Annotated in this window: 19 protein-coding genes; 7 read left to right on the top strand and 12 right to left on the bottom strand. The window is 60.2% G+C overall.

Annotated features, from left to right (window positions below; all coding sequences use genetic code 11):
* Positions 1-22: 22 nt before the first annotated feature.
* From BWI76_RS22420 to BWI76_RS22400, 5 genes are all read right to left on the bottom strand, one after another.
* Complete coding sequence (locus tag BWI76_RS22420; RefSeq protein WP_049085408.1) at positions 23-985, bottom strand: LacI family DNA-binding transcriptional regulator; 963 nt, start codon at positions 983-985, stop codon at positions 23-25.
* 56 nt (positions 986-1,041) lie between these two features.
* Positions 1,042-1,956, bottom strand: a complete 915-nt coding sequence (locus BWI76_RS22415) for an ROK family protein (RefSeq protein ID WP_064371628.1) — start codon at positions 1,954-1,956, stop codon at positions 1,042-1,044.
* A gap of 207 nt (positions 1,957-2,163) precedes the next feature.
* On the bottom strand, positions 2,164-2,478 hold the full coding sequence (locus BWI76_RS22410) for a PTS lactose/cellobiose transporter subunit IIA (protein ID WP_004134302.1): 315 nt from the start codon (positions 2,476-2,478) through the stop codon (positions 2,164-2,166).
* 23 nt (positions 2,479-2,501) lie between these two features.
* Entirely contained in the window at positions 2,502-3,824 is a 1,323-nt protein-coding gene (locus BWI76_RS22405; RefSeq protein ID WP_004134311.1) for a PTS cellobiose transporter subunit IIC, read from the bottom strand.
* 9 nt (positions 3,825-3,833) lie between these two features.
* Entirely contained in the window at positions 3,834-4,148 is a 315-nt protein-coding gene (locus tag BWI76_RS22400) for a PTS sugar transporter subunit IIB (protein WP_004134312.1), read from the bottom strand.
* A 174-nt stretch (positions 4,149-4,322) separates the two neighbouring features.
* Between BWI76_RS22400 and BWI76_RS22395 the strand changes: the two genes are divergently transcribed.
* The 4 genes from BWI76_RS22395 (at position 4,323) to BWI76_RS22380 (ending at position 10,824) form a co-directional block, all read left to right on the top strand.
* Entirely contained in the window at positions 4,323-5,594 is a 1,272-nt protein-coding gene (locus BWI76_RS22395; RefSeq protein WP_024358455.1) for a PTS sugar transporter subunit IIC, read from the top strand.
* A gap of 223 nt (positions 5,595-5,817) precedes the next feature.
* On the top strand, positions 5,818-7,161 hold the full coding sequence (locus BWI76_RS22390) for a maltoporin (protein WP_064371627.1): 1,344 nt from the start codon (positions 5,818-5,820) through the stop codon (positions 7,159-7,161).
* A 12-nt stretch (positions 7,162-7,173) separates the two neighbouring features.
* The gene (locus BWI76_RS22385; RefSeq protein WP_049088679.1) at positions 7,174-9,369 is read left to right on the top strand and encodes a CBM35 domain-containing protein; all 2,196 of its coding nucleotides are present in this window, start codon (positions 7,174-7,176) and stop codon (positions 9,367-9,369) included.
* A gap of 54 nt (positions 9,370-9,423) precedes the next feature.
* Positions 9,424-10,824 (top strand): glycoside hydrolase family 1 protein, encoded by a 1,401-nt coding sequence (locus BWI76_RS22380; RefSeq protein WP_064371626.1) that lies wholly within the window; start codon positions 9,424-9,426, stop codon positions 10,822-10,824.
* Between the two features lie 189 nt (positions 10,825-11,013).
* On the opposite strand, the gene BWI76_RS22375 is transcribed toward BWI76_RS22380, so the two are convergent.
* The 7 genes from BWI76_RS22375 to hypA all read right to left on the bottom strand — a co-directional run bounded on the left by BWI76_RS22375 (position 11,014) and on the right by hypA (position 18,028).
* A complete protein-coding gene (locus tag BWI76_RS22375) occupies positions 11,014-11,961 on the bottom strand; it encodes an alpha/beta hydrolase (protein WP_004134317.1) in 948 nt (315 codons plus the stop codon).
* Positions 11,962-12,078: 117 nt separating this feature from the next.
* On the bottom strand, positions 12,079-14,151 hold the full coding sequence (gene flhA / locus BWI76_RS22370) for a formate hydrogenlyase transcriptional activator FlhA (RefSeq protein ID WP_004134321.1): 2,073 nt from the start codon (positions 14,149-14,151) through the stop codon (positions 12,079-12,081).
* Positions 14,152-14,409: 258 nt separating this feature from the next.
* Positions 14,410-15,420 carry a hydrogenase expression/formation protein HypE gene (gene hypE / locus BWI76_RS22365; protein ID WP_004134322.1) on the bottom strand — a complete coding sequence of 337 codons (1,011 nt, stop codon included), beginning with the start codon at positions 15,418-15,420 and terminating at the stop codon, positions 14,410-14,412.
* A complete protein-coding gene (gene hypD / locus BWI76_RS22360; RefSeq protein ID WP_004134323.1) occupies positions 15,417-16,538 on the bottom strand; it encodes a hydrogenase formation protein HypD in 1,122 nt (373 codons plus the stop codon). The genes hypE and hypD overlap by 4 nt, the downstream gene beginning before the upstream one ends.
* A complete protein-coding gene (locus BWI76_RS22355; protein WP_004104861.1) occupies positions 16,539-16,811 on the bottom strand; it encodes a HypC/HybG/HupF family hydrogenase formation chaperone in 273 nt (90 codons plus the stop codon). It abuts the gene before it with no gap.
* Complete coding sequence (hypB, locus tag BWI76_RS22350; protein ID WP_004134325.1) at positions 16,802-17,674, bottom strand: hydrogenase nickel incorporation protein HypB; 873 nt, start codon at positions 17,672-17,674, stop codon at positions 16,802-16,804. Before hypB ends, BWI76_RS22355 begins: the two co-directional genes overlap by 10 nt.
* Before the next feature lie 3 nt (positions 17,675-17,677).
* Positions 17,678-18,028, bottom strand: coding sequence for a hydrogenase maturation nickel metallochaperone HypA (gene hypA / locus BWI76_RS22345; RefSeq protein ID WP_004134327.1), 351 nt, complete (start codon positions 18,026-18,028; stop codon positions 17,678-17,680).
* A 208-nt stretch (positions 18,029-18,236) separates the two neighbouring features.
* Here hypA and hycA point away from each other — a divergent pair, with 208 nt between their 5' ends.
* The 3 genes from hycA (at position 18,237) to hycC (ending at position 21,200) form a co-directional block, all read left to right on the top strand.
* Complete coding sequence (gene hycA, locus BWI76_RS22340) at positions 18,237-18,686, top strand: formate hydrogenlyase regulator HycA (RefSeq protein WP_004134329.1); 450 nt, start codon at positions 18,237-18,239, stop codon at positions 18,684-18,686.
* 82 nt (positions 18,687-18,768) lie between these two features.
* The gene (locus tag BWI76_RS22335; RefSeq protein WP_004134331.1) at positions 18,769-19,377 is read left to right on the top strand and encodes a 4Fe-4S dicluster domain-containing protein; all 609 of its coding nucleotides are present in this window, start codon (positions 18,769-18,771) and stop codon (positions 19,375-19,377) included.
* A complete protein-coding gene (gene hycC, locus BWI76_RS22330) occupies positions 19,374-21,200 on the top strand; it encodes a formate hydrogenlyase subunit 3 (RefSeq protein ID WP_004134332.1) in 1,827 nt (608 codons plus the stop codon). The genes BWI76_RS22335 and hycC overlap by 4 nt, the downstream gene beginning before the upstream one ends.
* Position 21,201 lies beyond the last annotated feature (1 nt).

The raw sequence follows: 21,201 nt of genomic DNA, 5'->3' as shown, positions 1-21,201 counted from the left end.
CGCGGAAGGCCGGACGCTAGAATCAGGAGAGATCGGCCACCGACTGGCGCGGGATCAGGCGCCCCGCCAGCGTACGGCCTTCGGCGGAGAAGGTGGGGCGCTCGTCAATCAGGTTACGAATACGCTGCAGGCAGTTCTCCATCAGCTGCTCCAGCGGCCAGGAAATACAGGTGAGCGGCGGATTGAGCAGCGAGGCGAGGGGGGAATCCTCCAGGCTCAGCAGCGAGACCTCCTGCGGTACGGCAACGTTGAACTCGCGCAGCAGGCGCATCGCTTCGGCGGCGTAGCGGTCCCGTTTCACGATAATCACCGAGTATTTGCTGAAGCTGTTAATCAGCGTCAGCAGCGCCTGTTCAACGTTATCGTTGGCCGCCAGCATCAGCTGCCGGTTAAAAGGGATGGAGTAGTTTTGCAGAACGTTGCGATAACCTTCGAGCATCTGGCGGCTGGCGTCATCGCTGTCGTTATCAACGAGCAGCGCGATATTGCGATGGCCCTTGCCGATCACGTAGCGGCAGGCGCTTTCGGTGGCGAAAGTGTAGTCGTAGCCCTGATTATTGACTCCGGCAATGCTGAAACGGTCAAAGGAGATCACGTTGCGCGGCGCCTCCGCCGGGACGGCGCCGAGCACCACCACCGCCACGCACTGGCGCTGTAAATCGTCAACCACCGCCGCCTGTTCCGCCGCATCCGTCACGTACTGAACAATCAGGTTTTTATTTAGCCCCTTTAGCGCTAATGAGAGCATCGGCAGCAGGCGCGCGCCGCTGCTGTCATCGTTCGCCGGGATCACCAGCCCCACGTGATTGGATGTCTGACTGGCGAGGTTTTGCGCGGCAAAGCTCGGGCGGTAGTTAAGTTCTTCTACCGCGCGCAGAACCGCTTCCCGGCTCTCTTCGCGCACGCCCCTGGTGCCGGTCAGCACGCGGGATACCGTCGCTCGGGAGACATTCGCTAATCTTGAAACATCATCAATGGTTGGCATGGCATTTTCTGTCTGAATATTTTCGCCTAGCTTAGCATACCTGCTGAAAAAAGTGTCTACCGCCGGCGGCCTTCAGCGCTGTCCAGAACCGGTAGCCAGGCCGCGCCGCGCACGCCGCTGGCGTCGCCGAAGCGGGCCTGTTTGATCTGCGTCCGGCAGCTATCGGAGAAGAGATACGGGACGATTGCCGACGGCAGCTGCTCATAGATTTGCCCGACGTTGGAGAGCCCGCCGCCCAGCACAATCACCTGCGGATCGAGGATATTGATTACCGACGCCAGGCTGCGGGCGAAAGCGTCGATAAAATGCCGCCAGTGGGCCAGCGCCAGGGGAGCGCCGTTTTGCGCGGCGGCGATAATCGCTTCGGATCGCGCCTGCGCGCCGTAGCGGCGGGCAAAGCCGGTGCCGGAAATAAAGCTTTCGATGCAGTTCTCTTTTCCGCAGTAGCAGGGCTGCGCCGGGCCGTCGCGCTCGGGGCGGTAGCCCGGCAGGGGGTTGTGTCCCCATTCGCCAGCGATGGCGTTAGGCCCGCTGAGCAGCCGTTGGTTCACCGCGACGCCGCCGCCGCAGCCGGTGCCGATGATGACGCCGAATACGGTCGTCGCCCCGGCACCCGCGCCGTCCACCGCTTCAGAGAGGGTGAAGCAGTCGGCATCGTTCGCCATCCATACCGATTGACCGAGCTCCCGCATCAGGTCGTGGCGTAGGTCGTGGCCGTTAAGCACCAGACAGTTACAGTTTTTAATCAGGCCGCTTTGCGGGTCGATAGCCCCCGGCAGGCCGATACCGAGGGTAAACGGACGCTCGCTCCAGGCGCGGACGCTCTCAATCAGCCCGAGCAGCTGCTGCATAAACGCGTCGTAGCTCTCTTTATGTGTCGGACGGCGCTGGCGATAGACGCATTCGCCCGCCGCGTTGAGCAGGACGGCTTCCATTTTGGTGCCGCCGATGTCTAAACCGAGATGTAGCATGGTTGTCCTTAATCGTGGTAGACGGTTTCCCGAGGCCAGCCGGTTTTCTCCGGGAGGAGGCTACGCGTGCAGTCCAGGTAGCCCGGCTAAGCGCAGCGCGAGCCGGGAAGTCAGCCAGATGACATGAAAATTTACCGTTTTCCCGGGTCGCGGCGTAAACGCCTTACCCGGGCTACGTCACCTCCTCTCCCCTGGAGAGGAGGAACTCTACGCGTGCAGCGGTCGCGAGCGGTAAATGGCGATCAGTTCGCCGATCAGCTCTTTCGCCAGAATTGAGGTCATCAGATGATCCTGAGCGTGAACCATCACCAGGGTCATTTTGGTTTTACCCTCTCCCTCGTCGGCCTCAATCAGCTGGGTCTGCACCCGATGCGCCTCGCGGGCGAAATGCGCCGCTTCTTTCATTTTTTCGTCGGCGGCGGTGAAATCCCCCGCTTTAGCGCAGCTCAACGCTTCGTAGCACAGGCTACGCGACTGGCCGGCGTTGATGATGATACCCATCACCTGTTCTTCTAATTCCATGACAACCCTCTGAATAGTATGAATTATGCGGACTGCGGCGCGCTTTCGGCCTGGGCGGCCGCGTTAGCGTGCTCCTGCTCAAGCAGCTGTTTTTCGTAGGCTTTGAGGAACGGCAGGTACATCACCATCGCCGTCGCCATACAGATCAGGCACATGATCACCGGGCTAAAGCTCCAGTTCGCCGCCCATGAGGCGCCGATAGGGGCAGGCGTCGTCCACGGCGTCATCGACACCACGCGGCTCACCAGGTCCAGCTTCAGCGCAAAGTAGGCCAGGGTCGCGTTGATCATCGGCACCAGCACGAACGGCAGGAAGAACAGCGGGTTCATGATGATCGGCGCGCCAAACAGAATCGGCTCGTTGATGTTAAATACGCCCGGCACCACGCCCATCCGGCCAATCGTTCGCAGATGCACGGCCTTGCTGCGCAGCAGCATCAGCGCCAGCGGCAGGGTGGATCCGACGCCGCCGATCAGCAGGTAGTGATCCCAGAAGCCCTGGACGTAGATATGCGGGATCGCGGTGCCTGCGGCCATCGCCGCCTGGTTGATCGACAGGTTCGCCATCCAGAATGGATTCATGATCCCGGTGACGATCAGCGCCCCGTGGATCCCGGCAAACCACAGCACCTGGCACACCAGCACCGACAGCAGAATCGCCGGTAGGGTATCGGAAGCCGCCACCAGCGGTTTCACCAGCGACATGATCGCTTCCGGGATAATCATTCCCAGCTGCGCTTCGATAAACAGATTCAGCGGATGCAGCGTCAGCACGATCGCCAGCACCGGGATCAGAATTTCAAACGAGCGCGCTACGCCCGCCGGAACTTCAGGCGGCAGACGGATCGTAATGTTGTGCCGCTTGAGGAAGGCGTACAGTTCGGTGGAGTAAATCGCCACCAGAATCGCGGTAAAGATCCCCTGACCCGAGAAGTAGGCGGTGGAGATCTGGCCATCCTTCAGCGGCGCGGCCACCAGCAGAAACGACATCAGCGACAGCATCCCGGCGGTCAGCGAGTCCAGATTGTGGTGTTTCGCCAGGCTGGCGGCGATCCCGACGGCGATAAACAGCGTCATCACCCCCATGCTGAAGTTAAATGGCAGCATCAGCGCATCGCGATGATCGAGGGAAAATTGCAGCCAGGCGCGGGCAAAACCCCACGTCGTATCCGGAGAAAAAGGCGGGAAAATAAAGACCAGCAAAAACGAGCCGACGATCATAAAGGGCAGGGCGGTAATAAAACCGTCGCGGATGGAGGTGACGTATTTTTGCTGGCCGATCGCCCCCGCCATAGGGGTGATCTTCTGTTCAATCACGGCGATCAGCTTCGCGTACAGAGAGCTCATGATCTTTCCTTAGTTTTTGTTATCGATAAGGGAAAGCGCGAAATCCAGCACGGCGCCGCCTTTCTGCATGCCGTAATCCATCATGTTGATGGGCTCCACGCGGATCCCGTATTTATCCGCCTGTTTTTGCAGATCTTTCTGCATGTATTTCACCTGCGGCCCCAGCAGGACCACCTGGTAATGGCCGACCTGCCGATCGAATTCCGCGACGCCGAAGGCGTTGATCTCCACCGGTAGACCGCGCTGCTCGGCTTCGGCGATCATTTTTTTCACCAGCAGGCTGGTGGACATGCCCGCGGAACAGCACAACATTATCTTTTTCATATATCGCTCCTGATGAGATGGATGCGCCGACTATAGTCATAACGGATATAAAACGGAAAGCGCTTTCCAATTGTGGATTTATTTATTGTGACCACGATCACCTATGACGGGCTTTTACTTTACCCGGGAGTGCGCGATCATCCTGGCGACCAACCTATTCTGAAAGGCAGGATTATGAACATTCAGTTGATGAATGTTGCCGTCGACATCATCGAGCAGCGTCTGGCGCCACTGGCCAACGTTCTGACACGCAATAACCACATCACGGCGATGCGCGACAGCTTTGCGCTGGCGATGCCGTTTGTGATTGTCGGAAGTTTGCTGGTGCCGATTTTGTTTCCGCCCGTTTCCATCGACGGCGCATCGTTTTTCGGCCAGTTCTATTTCCAGCTGCGTCCCATTCTGCTGCCGACTTTCGAACTGACCATCGGGCTGGTGGCGCTGATTGTGGCCTTCGGCGCCAGCGCCAGTCTTGCCAAGCAGTACCGGCTGCCGGAGCGGCTCTGCGGGCTGACCGGCTGCCTGGCGTTCTTGCTGTTTATCGGCTTTCGCGGCAACGGCGCGGCCAATCTTTATCTTGGCGGGATGGGGATTTTTACCGCGCTGATTTCAAGTACTTACTCCATTGAGATCGTGCGCTTCTTCTACAAAAAAGGCTGGTGCATCCGCCTGCCGGAAGAGGTGCCGGTGATGACCCGCAACGGCTTTCAGCTGCTGATCCCGCTGCTGGTGGTGATGCTCTCTATCAGCGTCATCAACGCGCTGCTGTTGCAGAGCACCGGGCGCATTTTACCGGAGCTGATTAGCGAAGCGGTGCGGCCGCTGGTGGTGGCGTCCGACACCTTAACCGCGGTATTAATCTCTTTGTTTATCTGTAACCTGCTTTGGTTTGTCGGCATTCACGGGGCGCTGATTATCACCGGGATTATGAACCCATTCTGGATGACCTATCTGTTTGAAAACCAGCAGGCGCTGGCCGCCGGTTCCGCCACGCTGCCGCATATTTACCTGCAGGGATTCTGGGATTTTTACCTGCTGATCGGCGGCATCGGCTCCACCCTGCCGCTGGTGTTTATGGCGATGCGCAGCCGTTCGCGGCAGCTGAAAAGCGTGGGGAAAATTGGCTTGCTCCCCTCGCTGTTTAATATCAATGAGCCGATACTGTTTGGTTTTCCGATTATCATGAACCCGGTCTTTCTGCTGCCGTTTCTGTTTGTGCCGCTGATAAATGCCTGTATCGCCTGGTATTTAACCCAACTGGGGATTCTCGATCGGGCGGTGGCGATGCTGCCGTGGTCGATGCCGGCGCCGCTCGGCGCGGCGTGGTCAGCCAACGGCAGCTGGAAAAACTTATGCATGTGCCTGTTTGCCATTTTTAACGCCTGGATGCTCTATCGTCCGTTCTTCAAGGTCTACGAACGCCAGCTCGCCGACGCCGAACGCTAAGCTTTTCGCCTGCCTGCCACAGCCCGCCGCGCGCGGGCTTTTTTATTTCTGCCGGATTATGTGAACCTCATCACGAATATTCGCCCGCTCTCGTTAAAATTGTGAACTCATCCGGCAATTACGGAAAGCGCTTTCCGTTAATGGATGTACATTTCCAATTTTGATCCGTAAATTTCCTCCCGTTCTCAGGCAGTGTTAATAAAAAAATAACCAAGGAATAAAAATGATCAGGCTAAATCATTCAATACCTCTGTCTTTACTCGCCCTCGCGGTGATGAGCGACTGCGCCATCGCCGATCCGAAGTACGATTTTATGCTCCACGGCTACATCCGTTCGGGGATCCTCGCCAACGCCGACGGCAACCGCGCCGACTCCGTTGGCCTGATGCCGGACGGCAAGTGGCGTCTGGGCAACGAAGAGGATACCAAGATCGAACTGATCCCGACGGTGACGTTAACCTCGGACAGCGGCGTGGTGGCTAAAGTCCAGGCCAACATTACCCATCAGTCGAAATGCACCTCCGACTGGAACTGTCAGGATGACGACGGGCATGATGTGCAGTTCCGCGAAGGTTTCGCCGAACTGTCAAACCTCGACTTCGCGCCGGAAATGACCTTCTGGGCCGGTAAGCGCTACAGCAGCTCCAACACCTCCAGCCACCAGTTCGACTGGGAGTACATTCAGTACAACGGTACCGGCGGCGGCTTCGACAATATGGATCTTGGCTTCGCGCGCTTCGATGCCGGGGTTTACGCCTTCTCGCCAACCGACGAAACCAAAGCCTACCCGGTCGACAAAGGCGATCAGGGCTATCCGGATGACTACTCGCTCAACCTGTGGCTGAAAAAGATCGGCGGCACCGGCTTCGACCTTGAGCTGATTGGCCACCACATGAACCGCAATGAGAAGCACCCGACCTCGGCGGAAAAGGGCTACGGCGTAACCGGCGTCTACAACTTTGACGGTTTTTACGGCCTGACCGGCGGCTACTCTCGCGTGGTCTTCCAGTACGGGCGCGGCCTGGCGGCGGGGGACTCGCTGGGTAAAAACGGCTGGGGCTGGGCAAACCTCGACGATACCCAGTCCTGGCGCGTGGTGCTGGATAACATGGCCTCGCTCGGCGACTGGGAAATCTCCACGTTTGCCTACTATCAGAAAGACAAAAACTACCGCTGGTGGACGGAAGATGCCGACGGCTGGGGACGCACCAGCTGGGTGGCGGGGATCCGCCCGTACCAGCAGATCACCAAAAACTTCGCCATGCAGTACGAGCTGGGCTACGAATATCTCAACGATAAAAACTACAAAGGCGTGGACGGTAAAGGCAAAGGCAAAGGCGGCCTGACGAAAGTGACCATCGCGCCGACCCTGACCTTTGATTCCGGCTTCTGGACTCGCCCGCAGCTGCGCTTCTTCGTCACTTACGCGAAGTGGGACAAAGGCGTGTCCGACGCGCTGGACGGCAACTATAACTGGGACACCAATACTATTTCCGCAGGCGGCTACTCGCGCAGCGGCGACACCGACACGCTGAACTTTGGCGTGCAGGCCGAAGTCTGGTTCTAAGGAGAGATAACGATGATTAAGCCGGTGACAAAACTGATGCTCGTCGCGCTGCTTTCGGCGCTGGGAAGCGCAGGCGCGATGGCCGCAGAGCGCTCGCACTTTGAACACTTTATTACCCGCGACGGCGCGACGCTAAAAGACGGCGACAAGGTTTTCCGCTTTGCGGGCATCCACGCGCCGGAGCTGCACCGTATCGAGGACGATGCGCGCGGTACCTGTAAGGCCGACACGCGCGGCTGGGGGCAATACTTCCGCTGGCCGACGGCGGAAGAGCAGGAAAACTGGATTAAGGCGATGGTGCAAACCGGCGCCAGGGCGCAGCGGGTATACGTGCTCTCGGTGCAGCAGACGTTTGACGAGGCCTGCGGTCGCGAAACCCATATTCTGGCCCCGGAAACCACCGACGGCATGCCGCGCCTGAACGAAAAGGCGATGCGGGTATACGACAACATGATCGCCGAGGCGGACAAACAGGGGCTGCGCCTGATCCTGCCGTTTATCGATCACTGGTGGTGGTGGGGCGGTCGCGAGCAGCTGGCGGCGTTCTACCACGAAAAGCCGGAGGATTTTTACCGTACCGACAGTAAAACCTTCAAGGCCTATCTTGACGTGATTCGCCAGGTTATCACCCGTACCAACAGCGTGACCGGTCGTCCTTATTTCGACGAAAAAGCGATTATGGCCTGGGAGACCGGCAACGAACTGGAAGACACCAACGCGGCGTTCCTTCAGCAGACCGCCGCGTGGATCAAAAAGTGGGCGCCGCATCAGCTGGTGGTCGATGGCACCTACAAGAAAATTAACGGGTTTGCGCTCAACGATCCTAATGTCGATATCGTCAGCAACCACTACTACACCAATGCCGATAACAACCATCCCGATCAGGTGAAAAAAGACCTGACGGCGGCAGCGGGTAAAAAAGTCTATATGGTGGGCGAATTCGGCCTGCTGGACGCGCAGCAGCTTAACGCCATTATGCAGTCGATCGTGCATAGCGAAGTCAACGGCGCGCAGGCGGCGGGCGGCTTGATTTGGGGCTTCCGCGGTCATCGTCACGATGGCGGTTTCTACTGGCATAAAGAGTCCACCGGCCACTACAGCTACCATCTGCCGGGCTTCCCGATGGAAGGTAAGGCCAATGAGGAAATGGAAGTGGTCGACCTGGTGCGGACCGCCGCGGCGCAGATGAACGGGCAGGAGAACGCGCCGCCGCTGCCGAAACCGGATGCGCCGACGCTGCGGGCGACGGATTCACCGTTTGCTATCAACTGGCTGGGGGCGGCGGTAGGGCGCGCTTATGATGTCGAGCGCGCTGATTCGGCATCCGGGCCGTGGAAAGTGGTGGGGCGCGATATTTCCGATGGCGTTAACGAGTGGAACCCGCAGACGATGGATCTGTTCCGCGATGACTATCGCAGTCTGCAACTGGGGAATACGTACTATTACCGCGTCATCGCTAAGAACGAGAGCGGCAGCTCAGCGCCTTCGAACGTGATTAGCGTGAAGCACACCCAGGCGAATCAGGCGCCGGTAGTCGCGCTGGCGGAGACGCTCACCACCAGCCAGGATCAGGGCGTGCAGCTGAGCGCGAGCTGGCGCGATGACGGGCTCCCGGACCGCGACGTAAAGGTGAACTGGAGCAACGGCGGCAGCGCGCAGGCTCATTTCTGCACGACGGATAAAGCCGAAACCCGCGCCTGGTTCAGCGCCCCCGGTGAATATGCGCTGACCTTTAGCGCCGATGACGGCCTGCTCAAAAGCAGCAAAACCGTAAAGGTCACGGTGACGGAAGCCGCCGGTAAAGTCCCCGCCGACTACTGCCGTTTTGGCGGTGGGGTATTGCACGTGACCGAGGGCAAGATTGAGGCGGCGAAAAGCGAGAAAGACGCGCTGACGATTGACGAAGACGGCTTCCTCGGGCCGTTCGCCAACGACGGCGATAAGGTGAGCTGGCAGGTTTCCGCGCCGTGGGCCGGCAAGTATCTGCTGCGGGTAACGTTCAGCGGCAAATGGGGCGGCAAGAAAAACTCGTTTATTGTCAACGGCGGCGCGCCAATCGCGGTTGAGTTCCCGCAGACCGATGAACAGGGCCAGCAGCAACTGGTGCCGGTCGAGCTGAAGGCCGGCGATAACCGCATCGACTTCGGTAAATTCGCCGGCGACTGGGGCTATATGTTTATCAAATCGATTGAAGTGGTTGCAGAGTAGTGCTTATTGGCTGCGCCCGTCGGGTGCGGCCTTTTTTAACTTACAGGAGGCGTTATGACCCGGTATCAGTTTCCGGAAGGCTTTTTTTGGGGCGCGGCGGCATCCGGTCCGCAAACGGAAGGCATCAGCAACAAGCCGCACCGTTCTATTTGGGACAGCTGGTTTGCCGAACAGCCGGAACGTTTTTATCAGCAGATTGGGCCGCAAACCGTTTGCGATACCTATCATCAGTATCCTCAGGACGTGGCGTTGATGAAGCGGACCGGATTCAACTCCTTTCGCACCTCGATTCAGTGGTCGCGGCTGATTGACGATTTCGAAACCGGCGCGCCCAATCCGGACGCGGTGCGTTTCTATCATGCCTACCTTGATGAGATGATCGAAAACGGCATTGAGCCGATGATTAACCTCTATCACTTTGATATGCCGGAAGCGCTGCAAAAGCAGTACGGCGGCTTTGAGTCGGCGCACGTGACGGATCTCTTCGCGCGTTTTGCCCGCACCGCCTTCGAGCTGTTTGGTCACAAAGTGAAATACTGGATCACCTTCAACGAGCCGATTGTGCCGGTTGAGGGCGGCTATCTGTACGACTTCCACTATCCCTGCAAGAAAGACGGCAGGCTGGCGGCGCAGGTGGCGTTTAACATTATGCTGGCCCACGCCAAAGCGGTGCGCGAGTTTCGCACGCTGGCGCTGGAGAGCGAGATTGGCGTGGTGCTGAACCTGACGCCCTCCTATACCCGTAACGACAGCGCTGAGGATAAAAAAGCGGCGTGGTATGCGGATCTGTTTTTCAACCGCAGCTTTCTCGATCCGCTGGTGAAGCATCAGTTCCCGAAAGAGCTGTGCGAAATTCTGGCCGCGCACGACTGCCTGCCGGAGGTGACAAAAGCCGACGTGGAGCTGATTAGCGGATCGCGCGTCGATTTTCTCGGCGTTAACTATTACGTTCCGCGGCGGGTCAAGGCACGCGAAAGCGACTATACGCTGGACTATTTCACCCCGGAGTTCTATTTCGAAAACTACGTGAATCCAGAAGGGCGCTTTAATCCTTATCGCGATAATAATGAGATTCTGCCGCAGGCGATTTATGACATTGCCGCCAATATTCGCGATAACTACGGCAATAAAAAGTGGTTCCTCGCGGAAATCGGCATCGCGATGGATATTGATTCGGAAGGCGAACCGGGCGAAGACGGGGTGATTGACGATTCGTTCCGCATCGGCCTGATGGAAGAGCATCTGGTGCAGCTGCATCGCGCGATAGCCGACGGCGCGAATTGTTTTGGCGTGCATCAGTGGACGTTTATCGATAACTGGTCGTGGATTAATTCGTTCAAGCGGCGCTACGGTTTTTGGCGGCTTAATCTGCAAACCGGAGAGCGGCAGATAAAGCGCAACGCGCTGTGGTTTGCCGAGCTGGCGACCAGCAACGGTTTTAGTTCTGATAAATAGCTCTGCAAAATCCCCCGGAGGCGGCGCTTGACGCGCCTGTCCGGGCTACCAAACCGCACGAACTTGTAGCCCGGACAGATGCGCAGCATCGCCTCCGGGAAGCCGTACCCACCGGTGCTACGAGGTCCCCGCCGTCTGCGGACAGGTAGCCCGGCTAAGGCGTCAGCCGCGAGCCGGGGATTATCGGCGCTATTTGTTCATTTCCGCCAGCGAAGCTATCCAGTTCATCGCCAGTTGCGGCCACTCGGCGGCGGGCAGGCCCCGGGTCCCGCGAATGCCAAATCCGTGTTTCCCCTCGGCGAACAGATGCAGCTCGGTCGGCACCTGATGCGCGCGCAGGGCGTTAAACATCACCAGCGCGTTATCCACCGGCACCGAAGGATCGTCTACCGCGTGGAAAATAAAGGTCGGCGGCGTCTGCGGCGTGACGTTCTGCTCCGGTGAATAACGATGCTGCCGCTCCGCCGTCGGCGTTTCGCCAATCAACGCCTTGCGCGATCCGGGATGGGCAATCGCCGGATCCATCGAAATCACCGGATAGCCGAGCACCGCGAAGTCCGGCCGCGCGCTCTGCTGGTCGATGGCATCCACGGCGGCGTAAGCCGGTTCGCTATAGCGGATCTCCAGGCTGGCCGCCACGTGCCCCCCGGCGGAAAAGCCCATAATGCCGATTTTATGCGGGTCGATATGCCACTCGGCGGCCCGCGCCCGCAGGGTACGCAGCGCGCGCTGCGCATCGGCCAGCGGCGCATCGCTGCCCTCCGCATGACCGTCCGCGGGCATCCGGTAGGTCATCACAAACAGGGTATAGCCCCGGGCGTTAAACACCGGGGCGAGATCGCTGCCCTCTTTATCCAGCACCACCCGCTGATAAGAGCCGCCCGGCGTCACCAGCAGCGCGATACCGTTGGGCTTCTCCGGCGCGTAAATGGTAATTGTCGGAGCGCGAACGCCGGTGACCGCGCGATCGGGCAGCGAGGGGTCTTTGCTGCGCTCCACCAGCGATTCACTCGCCGGGCTGTTTTTCGCGCCGGGCGCTTCACCGCCGGGCCAGACAGAAAAAGTGGGCAGAGAGGAAAATGCCGCCTGAGAAGAGAACAGCAAAGCGATGGCGGCGGCCAGAGGTAAACGCGTCATAAGCATCTCCATTAAGGAAAAGGCTTATTTATCATCGATGAGCGGCGGGTAACGCGAGTTGCTTCACAGAACGCTGTTTCATTAAAATCAAAATGAAACAGCGTTCTGAAGATACGCCTACTGCAGCTGGTCTTTATGAATGCCCAACCGTTTCATGCGCGAAAGCAAAGTGGTGCGCTTTAATCCCAGACGCTGGGCCGCGCCCTTCGGTCCGGCGACCACGCCGTTGCTCTCTTTCAGCACCCGGACAATCAGCTGGTATTCATCTTCGCCTTCCTCCGGCAGCACTTCTGCCGCCAGCGGCTGCGGCTCGATGTTCATTTCCGGCAAGGAGAGCTGCAGCACGCTGCCGCGGGTCAGCAGCACCGCGCGCTCAATGACGTTTTCCAGCTCACGCACGTTGCCCGGCCACTCCATGCGGCTGAGAAGGCGCAGCGTTTCCGCCGGAATGCTGTCGATATTGCGTCCCAGACGGCGGGCGATTTTAAAGGTGAAGGCCTTCACCAGCAGCGGAATATCGTCCGGCCGCTCGCGCAGCGGCGGCAGGTGGATCGGGAAGACGTTCAGCCGATAGTAGAGATCGCTGCGAAATTCGCGATCGGCGACCATCTGCTTAAGATCGCGGTTGGTCGCGGCGATCAGGCGCACGTCGGTGTGAATCAGCTTATTGCTGCCGAGACGCTCGAACTCCTGCTCCTGCAGGACGCGCAGCAGCTTCGGCTGCAGCTCCACCGGCATATCGCCCACTTCATCGAGAAACAGCGAGCTTTTGTCCGCCAGTTCGAAACGGCCGATACGCTGCGCGCTGGCACCGGTGAAGGCGCCGCGCTCGTGGCCAAACAGGTCGCTTTCCAGCAGCCCGGCGGGCATCGCCGCGCAGTTCATTTTGACCATCCGCCGGCTATTGCGGCCGCTCAGATTATGAATAGCGCGGGCAATCAGCTCCTTACCGGTGCCGGTTTCGCCGAGGATCAGCACCGTGCTGTCGCTGTGCGCCACCATCTCCACCTGCTTGAGCACGCTGTTCATCGCCTCGCTGCGGCCAATGATTTCGCCAAACTCGCTCTCCACGTTGTTGAGCTGTTCGGTCAGGGCGAGGTTCTCATCGACCAGCCGCTCCTTCAGGCGCTGAATTTCGCGGTAGGCGAGGGCGTTGTCGATGGCGATCGAGACGCGCTCGGCGATTTGCCGCAGCAGCTTAAGATTGGTGGTGGTGAACACTTTCTCATCGCACTGCGCCAGCTTCAGCACCCCGAGCAGGGTATTGCCGGACATCAACGGCAGCAGGCACAGGGTCTGAATTTTGTTATCCCACATCTCGAAAAGCATTTTTTCGTACGGCGCCAGCGGGTCATGCTCGTGCAGATTGAGCAGCAGCATCTCTTTACTTTTGAAGACCCGCTCGGTCAGGGTACCGGCTTCATCCACTTCGCTCTGGTCGTGCACCGGATGGCTGGCGTCGAGGTAGTGGGTGGAGTAGATGTTGAGCTTGCCTTTGCGGTTGCTGCGCAGCACTACGCTAATGGCATCGATGCGGAAGTAGCGGTGGATCTCTTTGGCCACTTCGCTGACCAGCTCGTCGATATCCAGCCGCGAGAGCACGGCGTTGGTGATCGCCACGAGGATGCGGAAGTTATCGCGCTCGTGGCACAGCAGGTCGTAATCGACGTTATTGCTGACCCGGCTCTGGATCTGCTCGGTCACCACGGCGACGATTTGCGTAAAAGTGTGCAGCCGCTGGTACTCTTTTTCAGTCCATGGCCGGTTGTCATCGCGGATGAATTCGCAGCCGCCGAAGATGCGGCCTTCCGCCGCCAGCGGCAGCAGGCAGTAATAGCCAAAGGTGGGATAGAGTCCGCTTCGGGCCAGCTGCGGCCAGGTCTCGGCAAAGGTGGCGCTATCGCAATGCAGCGCATCCGGTCGGGACAGCAGACGACGAACCGGGCCGTTGGCGAGGACGGTTTCATCTTCATAGCTCACCGGATGCCCGGCATCGTCGCAGGCGTGCCTTGTCGCGCGATGGTTGCCGGAATGCCACAGAATAATCGCCGCCCGGTCGGCGAGCGCGGACTGCTGCACCAGGCCGGTCAGCGTCTCGCTCAGCGCGGCCAGATCCGGCTGCTGTAATAAAATGCGGGTGATATCAAACAGACCCTGCTGCCCAAGATCGCCCATCGGTGTATACGACATTGCTTAAGTCCAAAAGCGCCGCAAAGCGGCGCAGAAGAAAGTGATGACACAAATAATAGTCTGTTTATAAAGCGGTTGTGACCGCCGTCCACCCATCCGCAGTTGCCCGCGGGTTTGGGCGGGATAATCATGCAGAGATCCTAATTTTTCCCCGGAGGCGATGCTGCGCATCTGTCCGGGCTACAGGTTCGTGCGATCCGGGTTAGGGTAGCCCGGACAGGCGCATCGCGCCGCCTCCGGGAAAGCTCCTGAATCTCGTTAACAAATTCTCGGCAGCGGCTCGGCGTGAGGAAGATCCAGCGTACGTTTGACGCCGTACAGGCCGATGGAGCGCACGCCCGCGCGCGCCACAACGTCGCCGATTATCGCCGCATCGCGGCCTAACGGATGAGACCGTAAATGCGCAAGTACGCTTTCCGCCGCTTCGCGGGCGACGGCGATCAACAGCTTGCCTTCGTTGGCAAAATTCAGCGCGTCCAGCCCCAGCAGCTCGCACACGCCGCGCACGGTCTCGTTCACCGGCAGCTTATTCTCATACAGCTCAATCCCGCAGCCGCTGGCGGCGGCGAACTCGTGGGCCACCGCGTTAACCCCGCCGCGGGTGGCATCGCGCAGGGCTTTCACGCCAGCGACGTCGCGCAGCGTCTGAATCAAGGGCGTCAGCACCGCGCAGTCGCTGGACAGCGCGCCGTCCAGCCCCATTTGCTCGCGCAGGTTGAGGATAGTCGCCCCGTGATCGCCAAGCGTACCGCTGACCAGCAGCACGTCGCCGGCGCTAATCTGCTGCGCCCCCCAGCGAATACCGGTGGGGATCACGCCGATCCCGGCGGTATTGATAAACAGCTTATCCGCCGCCCCGCGCGGCACCACTTTGGTATCGCCGGTGACAATGGCGATACCGGCCTCCCGGGCGGTCTGCGCCATGCTGTTCACCACCGCTTCGAGGGTGGCCATCTCCAGCCCCTCTTCGAGAATAAACCCGCAGGAGAGATAGCGCGGCAGCGCGCCGCTCACCGCCACATCGTTGGCCGTACCGCACACCGCCAGCTTGCCGATATTGCCGCCGGGAAAAAACAGCGGATCGATGACGTAGCTGTCGGTGGAGAAGGCGAGCCTGTCGCCCTGCGCGCTAAGCTGGGTGAGATCGAGACGCGCCTGATCCTCCTGCTCCGCCAGCCAGGGGTTGGCGAAAGCTTGCATAAACAGGTCGCCGATCAGCTGCTGCATCGCCTGACCGCCGCTACCGTGGGCTAACTGAACGCTTTTCATGCTTCGATTTCCTGACTGCGATATTGATACCAGGCGGCGCAGGCGCCTTCCGATGAGACCATCAGCGCGCCGAACGCGCTCTGCGGGTTGCAGGTCTTGCCGAACAGCGGGCACTGGTGCGGCTTACAGCGGCCGGTCAGCACCTCGCCGCAGCGGGCGCGCGGGTCGTCGCTGACCCGCTGCGGCGCCGGGCGGAAATGCGCCTCGGCGTCGAAGCGCTGGTATGCCGCCGTCAGATGCACGCCGGAGTCGCTAATCACCCCCAGCCCGCGCCACTCGCTATCGCCGCTAAGGCAAAACACCTCGGCGATGGCCGACTGCGCCAGCGGATTGCCCTCATCGGGCACCACCCGGCGATACTGGTTCTCCACGTCGCTGTGCCGCGCTATTGTCTGCTCAACCAGCATCACCGCGCCTTGCAGTAGATCAAGCGGTTCGAATCCGGCCACCACTAAAGGACGATGATAGTCGCTGGCGATAAAGCCGTAGGCGTCGGTGCCAATCACCATGCTGACGTGACCGGGGGCGAGAAAAGCGTCGATACCGTTATCCGGCTGGTCGAGCAGGCTGCGCAGGGTCGGCAGCAGGGTGATGTGCTGGCAGAAAAAGTAGAAGTTGGCGACGCCGCGCTCGCGGGCCTGGCGCAGGGTCAGGGCGGTGGCGGGCATCGTCGTTTCAAAACCAAGGCCGAAGAACACCACTTCACGTTCGGGGTTCTGCTGCGCCAGCTTCAGGGCGTCCATCGGCGAATAGACGATGCGGACGTCGGCGCCGCGCGATTTCGCCTGCAGCAGGGAGCCGTTTTTTCCCGGCACGCGCATGGCGTCGCCAAAGGTGCAGAAAATCACCCCCGGACGGCTGGCGATATCGATACAGGCGTCGATGCGTCCCATCGGCAGCACGCACACCGGGCAGCCGGGGCCGTGAATAAACTCGATATTTTCCGGCAGCAGCTGGTCGAGGCCGAATTTAAAAATGGCGTGGGTATGGCCGCCGCACACTTCCATAATGCGCAGCGGACGGTCGGCGGTATGCGGCAGCAGGCGCGCCCGCTGCCGGAGATGCTCCACCAGCTGCATCACCTGTTCCGGCGCGCGGTATTCATCGACATAACGCATTTACCGCTCCTCGCCGTACAGCAGCGCGCCGACGTCCGGCTCGACTTCAAACATATTTTGCAGCGCTTCGAGGGTGTCGCGGGCTTCGGCTTCGTTGATTACGCTCATGGCGAAACCCACGTGGACCAGCACCCACTGGCCGAGACGCGGCTGACCGCGGTCGTCGACCGCGCCGACTAAGGTGAGATCGACTTCGCGCTGAATGCCGCACACTTCGACCTTCGCCAGATTGCCGTCAATGGCGCAGATTTGTCCGGGAATGCCTATGCACATTGCTGCGCCTCCAGCCAGCTGAGCCACTGGTCCATGCCTTCGCCGCTGGTGGCGGAGAGCAGGATGATGTCAATATCCGGGTTCACCTCGCGAGCGCAGGCCAGACATTTCTCCACGTCAAAGTTGAGATACGGCAGCAGGTCGACCTTGTTGAGCAGCATCAGGCTGGCGGCGGCGAACATATGCGGATACTTCAGCGGTTTGTCTTCGCCTTCGGTGACCGACAGCACCGCCACTTTATGGCGTTCGCCGAGGTCGAAGCTCGCCGGGCACACCAGGTTGCCGACGTTTTCGATAAACAGGATCCCGCGGTCATCCAGCGGCAGGCGCGGCGCGGCGTCGGCGATCATCTGCGCGTCGAGATGGCAGCCTTTGCCGGTGTTGACCTGAATCGCCGGGGTGCCGGTGGCGCGGATGCGCGCGGCGTCGTTCACCGTTTGCTGATCGCCTTCAATCACCGCGCAGGCGGTTTTCGCTTTCAGCCGCAGCAGGGTTTCCGTCAGCAGGGTGGTTTTGCCGGAGCCCGGGCTGGAGACCAGGTTCAGCACCAGCTGGTTTTTAGCGGCGAAGCGCGCGCGGTTGCGGGCGGCCAGACGGTTGTTTTTATCCAGCACGTCGATTTCCACTTCCAGCATCCGCCGCTGGCTTTGGCCCGGCGCGTGGGTACCCGCCTCGCCGTGACCGTAGTGCAGGTCGCCCGCTGCCGAGCGGGTGGGGGAAAAGTTATCGGTTTTCACGCCGGTAATGTTCATCATCTGGCGCGGGGCAGGCGCGAAGGGGGCGCTGCGAAACGCCGAATGCGGGTTATGCTCATCGCCTTCTATATAAAGGTTGCCTTCACCGCAGCCGCAGGTTGTACACATATGTCACTCCTGAGTTACTTCTATTCGCTGAATCTGTAAGCCGTCATCCGCCACAATTTGCAGCCGGTCGCTCTGACACTGCGGGCAGCGGCGCACGTGCTGCGAGATGAGATGCACGTACTGCTGGCAGGTTTCACACCAGCATTCAGCCTGTTGCTCGGCGATATGCAGCTCGCAGCCTTCCGCCAGCGTGCCGCGGCACACCAGCTCAAAGCAGAAGGTCAGCGCGCTGGCCTCCACGCAGGAAAACGCCCCGACCTTCAGCCACACGCCGGTGACCCGACGCGCGCCGGCCTGCTGCGCCTGCTGTTCGATAATTTCCAGCGCCCGCTGGCTAAGGGTGATTTCGTGCATGGTGCCTCCGTATCGCGATGGCCCTTTAATGCAATAACGATGCCAGGTCACAGGTAATGTCACGGAAATGTCGATGACGCGCGTCAGATATCGTCATCGACATGTCTTTCTGCCGTCCGGTATTTAATAAATTCATTTAAAATCAATAAATTAATTTTTGGCATGGAAAATGCTTAACCGGTGCATCTCATACAACGGGGGATCCGGGATGACTATTTGGGAATTAAGTGAAAAGGCGGACTACATCGCCGATCGTCACCGCCAGCATCAGGAGCAGTGGCACACCTATTGCAACTCCCTGGTACAGGGAATAACCCTGTCGAAAGCGCGTCTGCATCACGCCATGAGCTGCGCGCCGGATAAAGAACTGTGCTTCGTCCTGTTTGGCCATTTTCAGGTCTACGTCGCGCTGGCGGAAGGGTTTAACAGCCACACCATCGAGTATTACGTGGAAACCAAAAACGGCGACGACAGGCGTCTGATCGCCCAGGCCACGCTGGGCTCGGATGGCACTATCGATGGCCGGATCAGCAACCGCGACCGCGAGCAGGTTCTCGAGCACTATCTGGCGACTATCGCCAGCGTTTACGACCGTCTCTATGAGGCTATCGAACAAGACCAGCCGGTGGATTTAAGCCACCTGACGCTGGCCCGTTAATCGTCAGGTGTCGACAAGTGTCGAAGCTGACACCTGCGCAACCTGTTTTCGTCAAAAATGACTTTCACCCGAGGATGACCCGGTGAACCGTTTTGTAATTGCTGACTCCACCGTCTGTATCGGCTGTCGCACCTGCGAAGCCGCCTGCGCTGAGACTCACCGCCAGCATGGCCTGCAAGCCATGCCCCGGCTGCATTTAATGCGCAATGAAAAAGAATCCGCGCCGCAGATGTGCCACCACTGTGAAGATGCGCCTTGCGCCGCCGTCTGCCCGGTTAGCGCCATTAATCGCGTCGATGGCGCGGTGCAGCTTAATGAGAGCCTGTGCGTAAGCTGCAAGCTGTGCGGCATCGCCTGTCCGTTCGGCGCCATTGAGTTTTCCGGCAGCCGTCCGCTGGATATACCGGCTAACGCCAATACCCCCATGGCCCCCGCCGCGCCGCCGGCGCCGGCCCGCGTCAGCACGCTGCTCGACTGGGTGCCGGGCGTGCGCGCTATCGCCGTTAAATGCGACCTGTGCCACTTCGACGAGCAGGGCCCGGCGTGCGTTCGCACCTGCCCGACTAACGCGCTGCTGCTGGTGGATATCCGCGATATCGCCCAGGCCAGCAAGCGTAAGCGGCAGCTGACTTTTAATACCGACCTCGGCGATCTGTCGCTGTTCCAGGCGCAACAAGGGGACGTGAAATGAGTGTGATTTCCTTAGTGAATCAGGCGGTGGCCTGGTACGCCGCCAGCGCGGTGCTGGCATTTCTGTTCGCCCTGCGCAAACCGCTGAGCGGGGCGATCGCCGGGATCGGCGGCGCGGTTGCCAGCGCGATGCTGGTGTTGGCGGGCGGAACGGCGCTGCTGATGCCGGAGCGCGTCAGCGGCGGTATGCTGCAGATGCTGCACCTGACCCTGCGCGTGGGCGGCGTCAACGCGCTGTGGCTGCTGGCGATCGGCCTGTCGGCGCTGCCGATTTCGCTGTTCAATATCGCCTGGCATCGCCACTCGCAGGTCAAAGCCAACGGCCTGCTGGTGAATCTGCTGCTGGCCGCCGCCGTCTGCGCGGTGGTGGTGACGAACTTCGGCGCGCTGGTGGTGATGGCGGAGATTATGGCCCTGTGCGCCGCGTTTCTTACCGGCTGCGCGCAGTCCGGCAAGCTGTGGTTTGCGTTGGGGCGTCTGGGTACGCTGCTGATGGCGTGGAGCTGCTGGCTGGTGTGGTCGTCCTACGGCACCCTTGAGCTGGCGCAGATTAACCAGCTGGCGCTGGCGGTACCGCAAAACGCGCTGCTGTGGCTGCCAGGCCTGATCGGCTTTGCGCTGCTGGCCGGGGTCATTCCGCTGCACGGCTGGGCGCCGCAGGCTCACGCCGGCGCCAGCGCGCCGGCCGCCGCGCTGTTTTCCACGGTGGTGATGAAGGTCGGTCTCTACGGCATCCTGACGGTGTCGCTGGCCGGTAGCGTACCGCCGCTGTGGTGGGGCGTGATGCTGCTGGTGCTGGGGATGATCACCGCCTTCGTCGGCGGACTGTACGCCCTGATGGAGCACAATATTCAGCGCCTGCTGGCGTACCACACCCTGGAAAATATCGGCATTATCCTGCTCGGCCTCGGGGCGTTCGTCACCGGCGTGGCGACCCATAACCCGACCCTGATGGTGCTGGGTTTTATCGGCGGCATGTATCACCTGATCAACCACAGCCTGTTTAAAACCACCCTGTTCCTCGGCGCGGGGGCAGTGTGGTTCCGCACCGGTCATCGCGATATCGAAAAGCTCGGCGGCATCGGCAAGAAAATGCCGCTGATTTCGCTCTCCATGCTGGTGGGCCTGATGGCGATGGCCGCGCTGCCGCCGCTGAACGGTTTTGCCGGGGAGTGGGTGATCTATCAGTCCTTCTTCAAGCTGAGCACCGGCGACGCGTTTGTTGGCCGCCTGCTGGGGCCGCTGCTGGCGGTGGGCCTGGCGATTACCGGCGCCCTGGCGGTGATGTGTATGGCGAAAGTCTACGGCGTCACCTTCCTCGGCGCGCCGCGCAGTAAAGAGGCGGAAAACGCTACCTGCGCGCCGGGGCTGATGACTTTTAGCGTGGTGCTTTCTGCCGTTTGCTGCGTGATTGGCGGGGTTGCCGCGCCGTGGTTGCTGCCGCTGGTGAGCGGGGCGTTTCCGGTGCAGGCGGAAGTCTCCAGCGTTGTCTCCCAGCCGCTGATCGCCATTCTGCTGATTGCCTGCCCGCTGCTGCCGCTGCTGATGATGATCTTCTTCAAGGGCGACCGTCTGCCTGCGCGCTCCCGCGGCGCGGCCTGGGTCTGCGGTTACGACCATGAAAAATCCATGGTGGTGACCGCCCACGGTTTCGCCATGCCGGTGAAAGAAGCCTTTGCGCCGATTCTCAAGCTGCGCCACTGGCTGAACCCGGTACGCCTGGTGCCCGGCTGGCAGAACGCTTCCGCGCCCGCGCTGTTTCGCGGCGTGGCGCTGGTGGAGCTGGCGGTACTGGTGGTGATTGTGATTTCCCGAGGAGCCTGAG

The sequence above is a fragment of the Klebsiella sp. M5al genome (genome assembly GCF_002090195.1).
Lineage (GTDB): Bacteria > Pseudomonadota > Gammaproteobacteria > Enterobacterales > Enterobacteriaceae > Klebsiella > Klebsiella grimontii.
The sequence above is the reverse complement of the archived record's forward strand: the minus strand, read 5'-3'. Positions and strand labels throughout refer to the sequence as shown.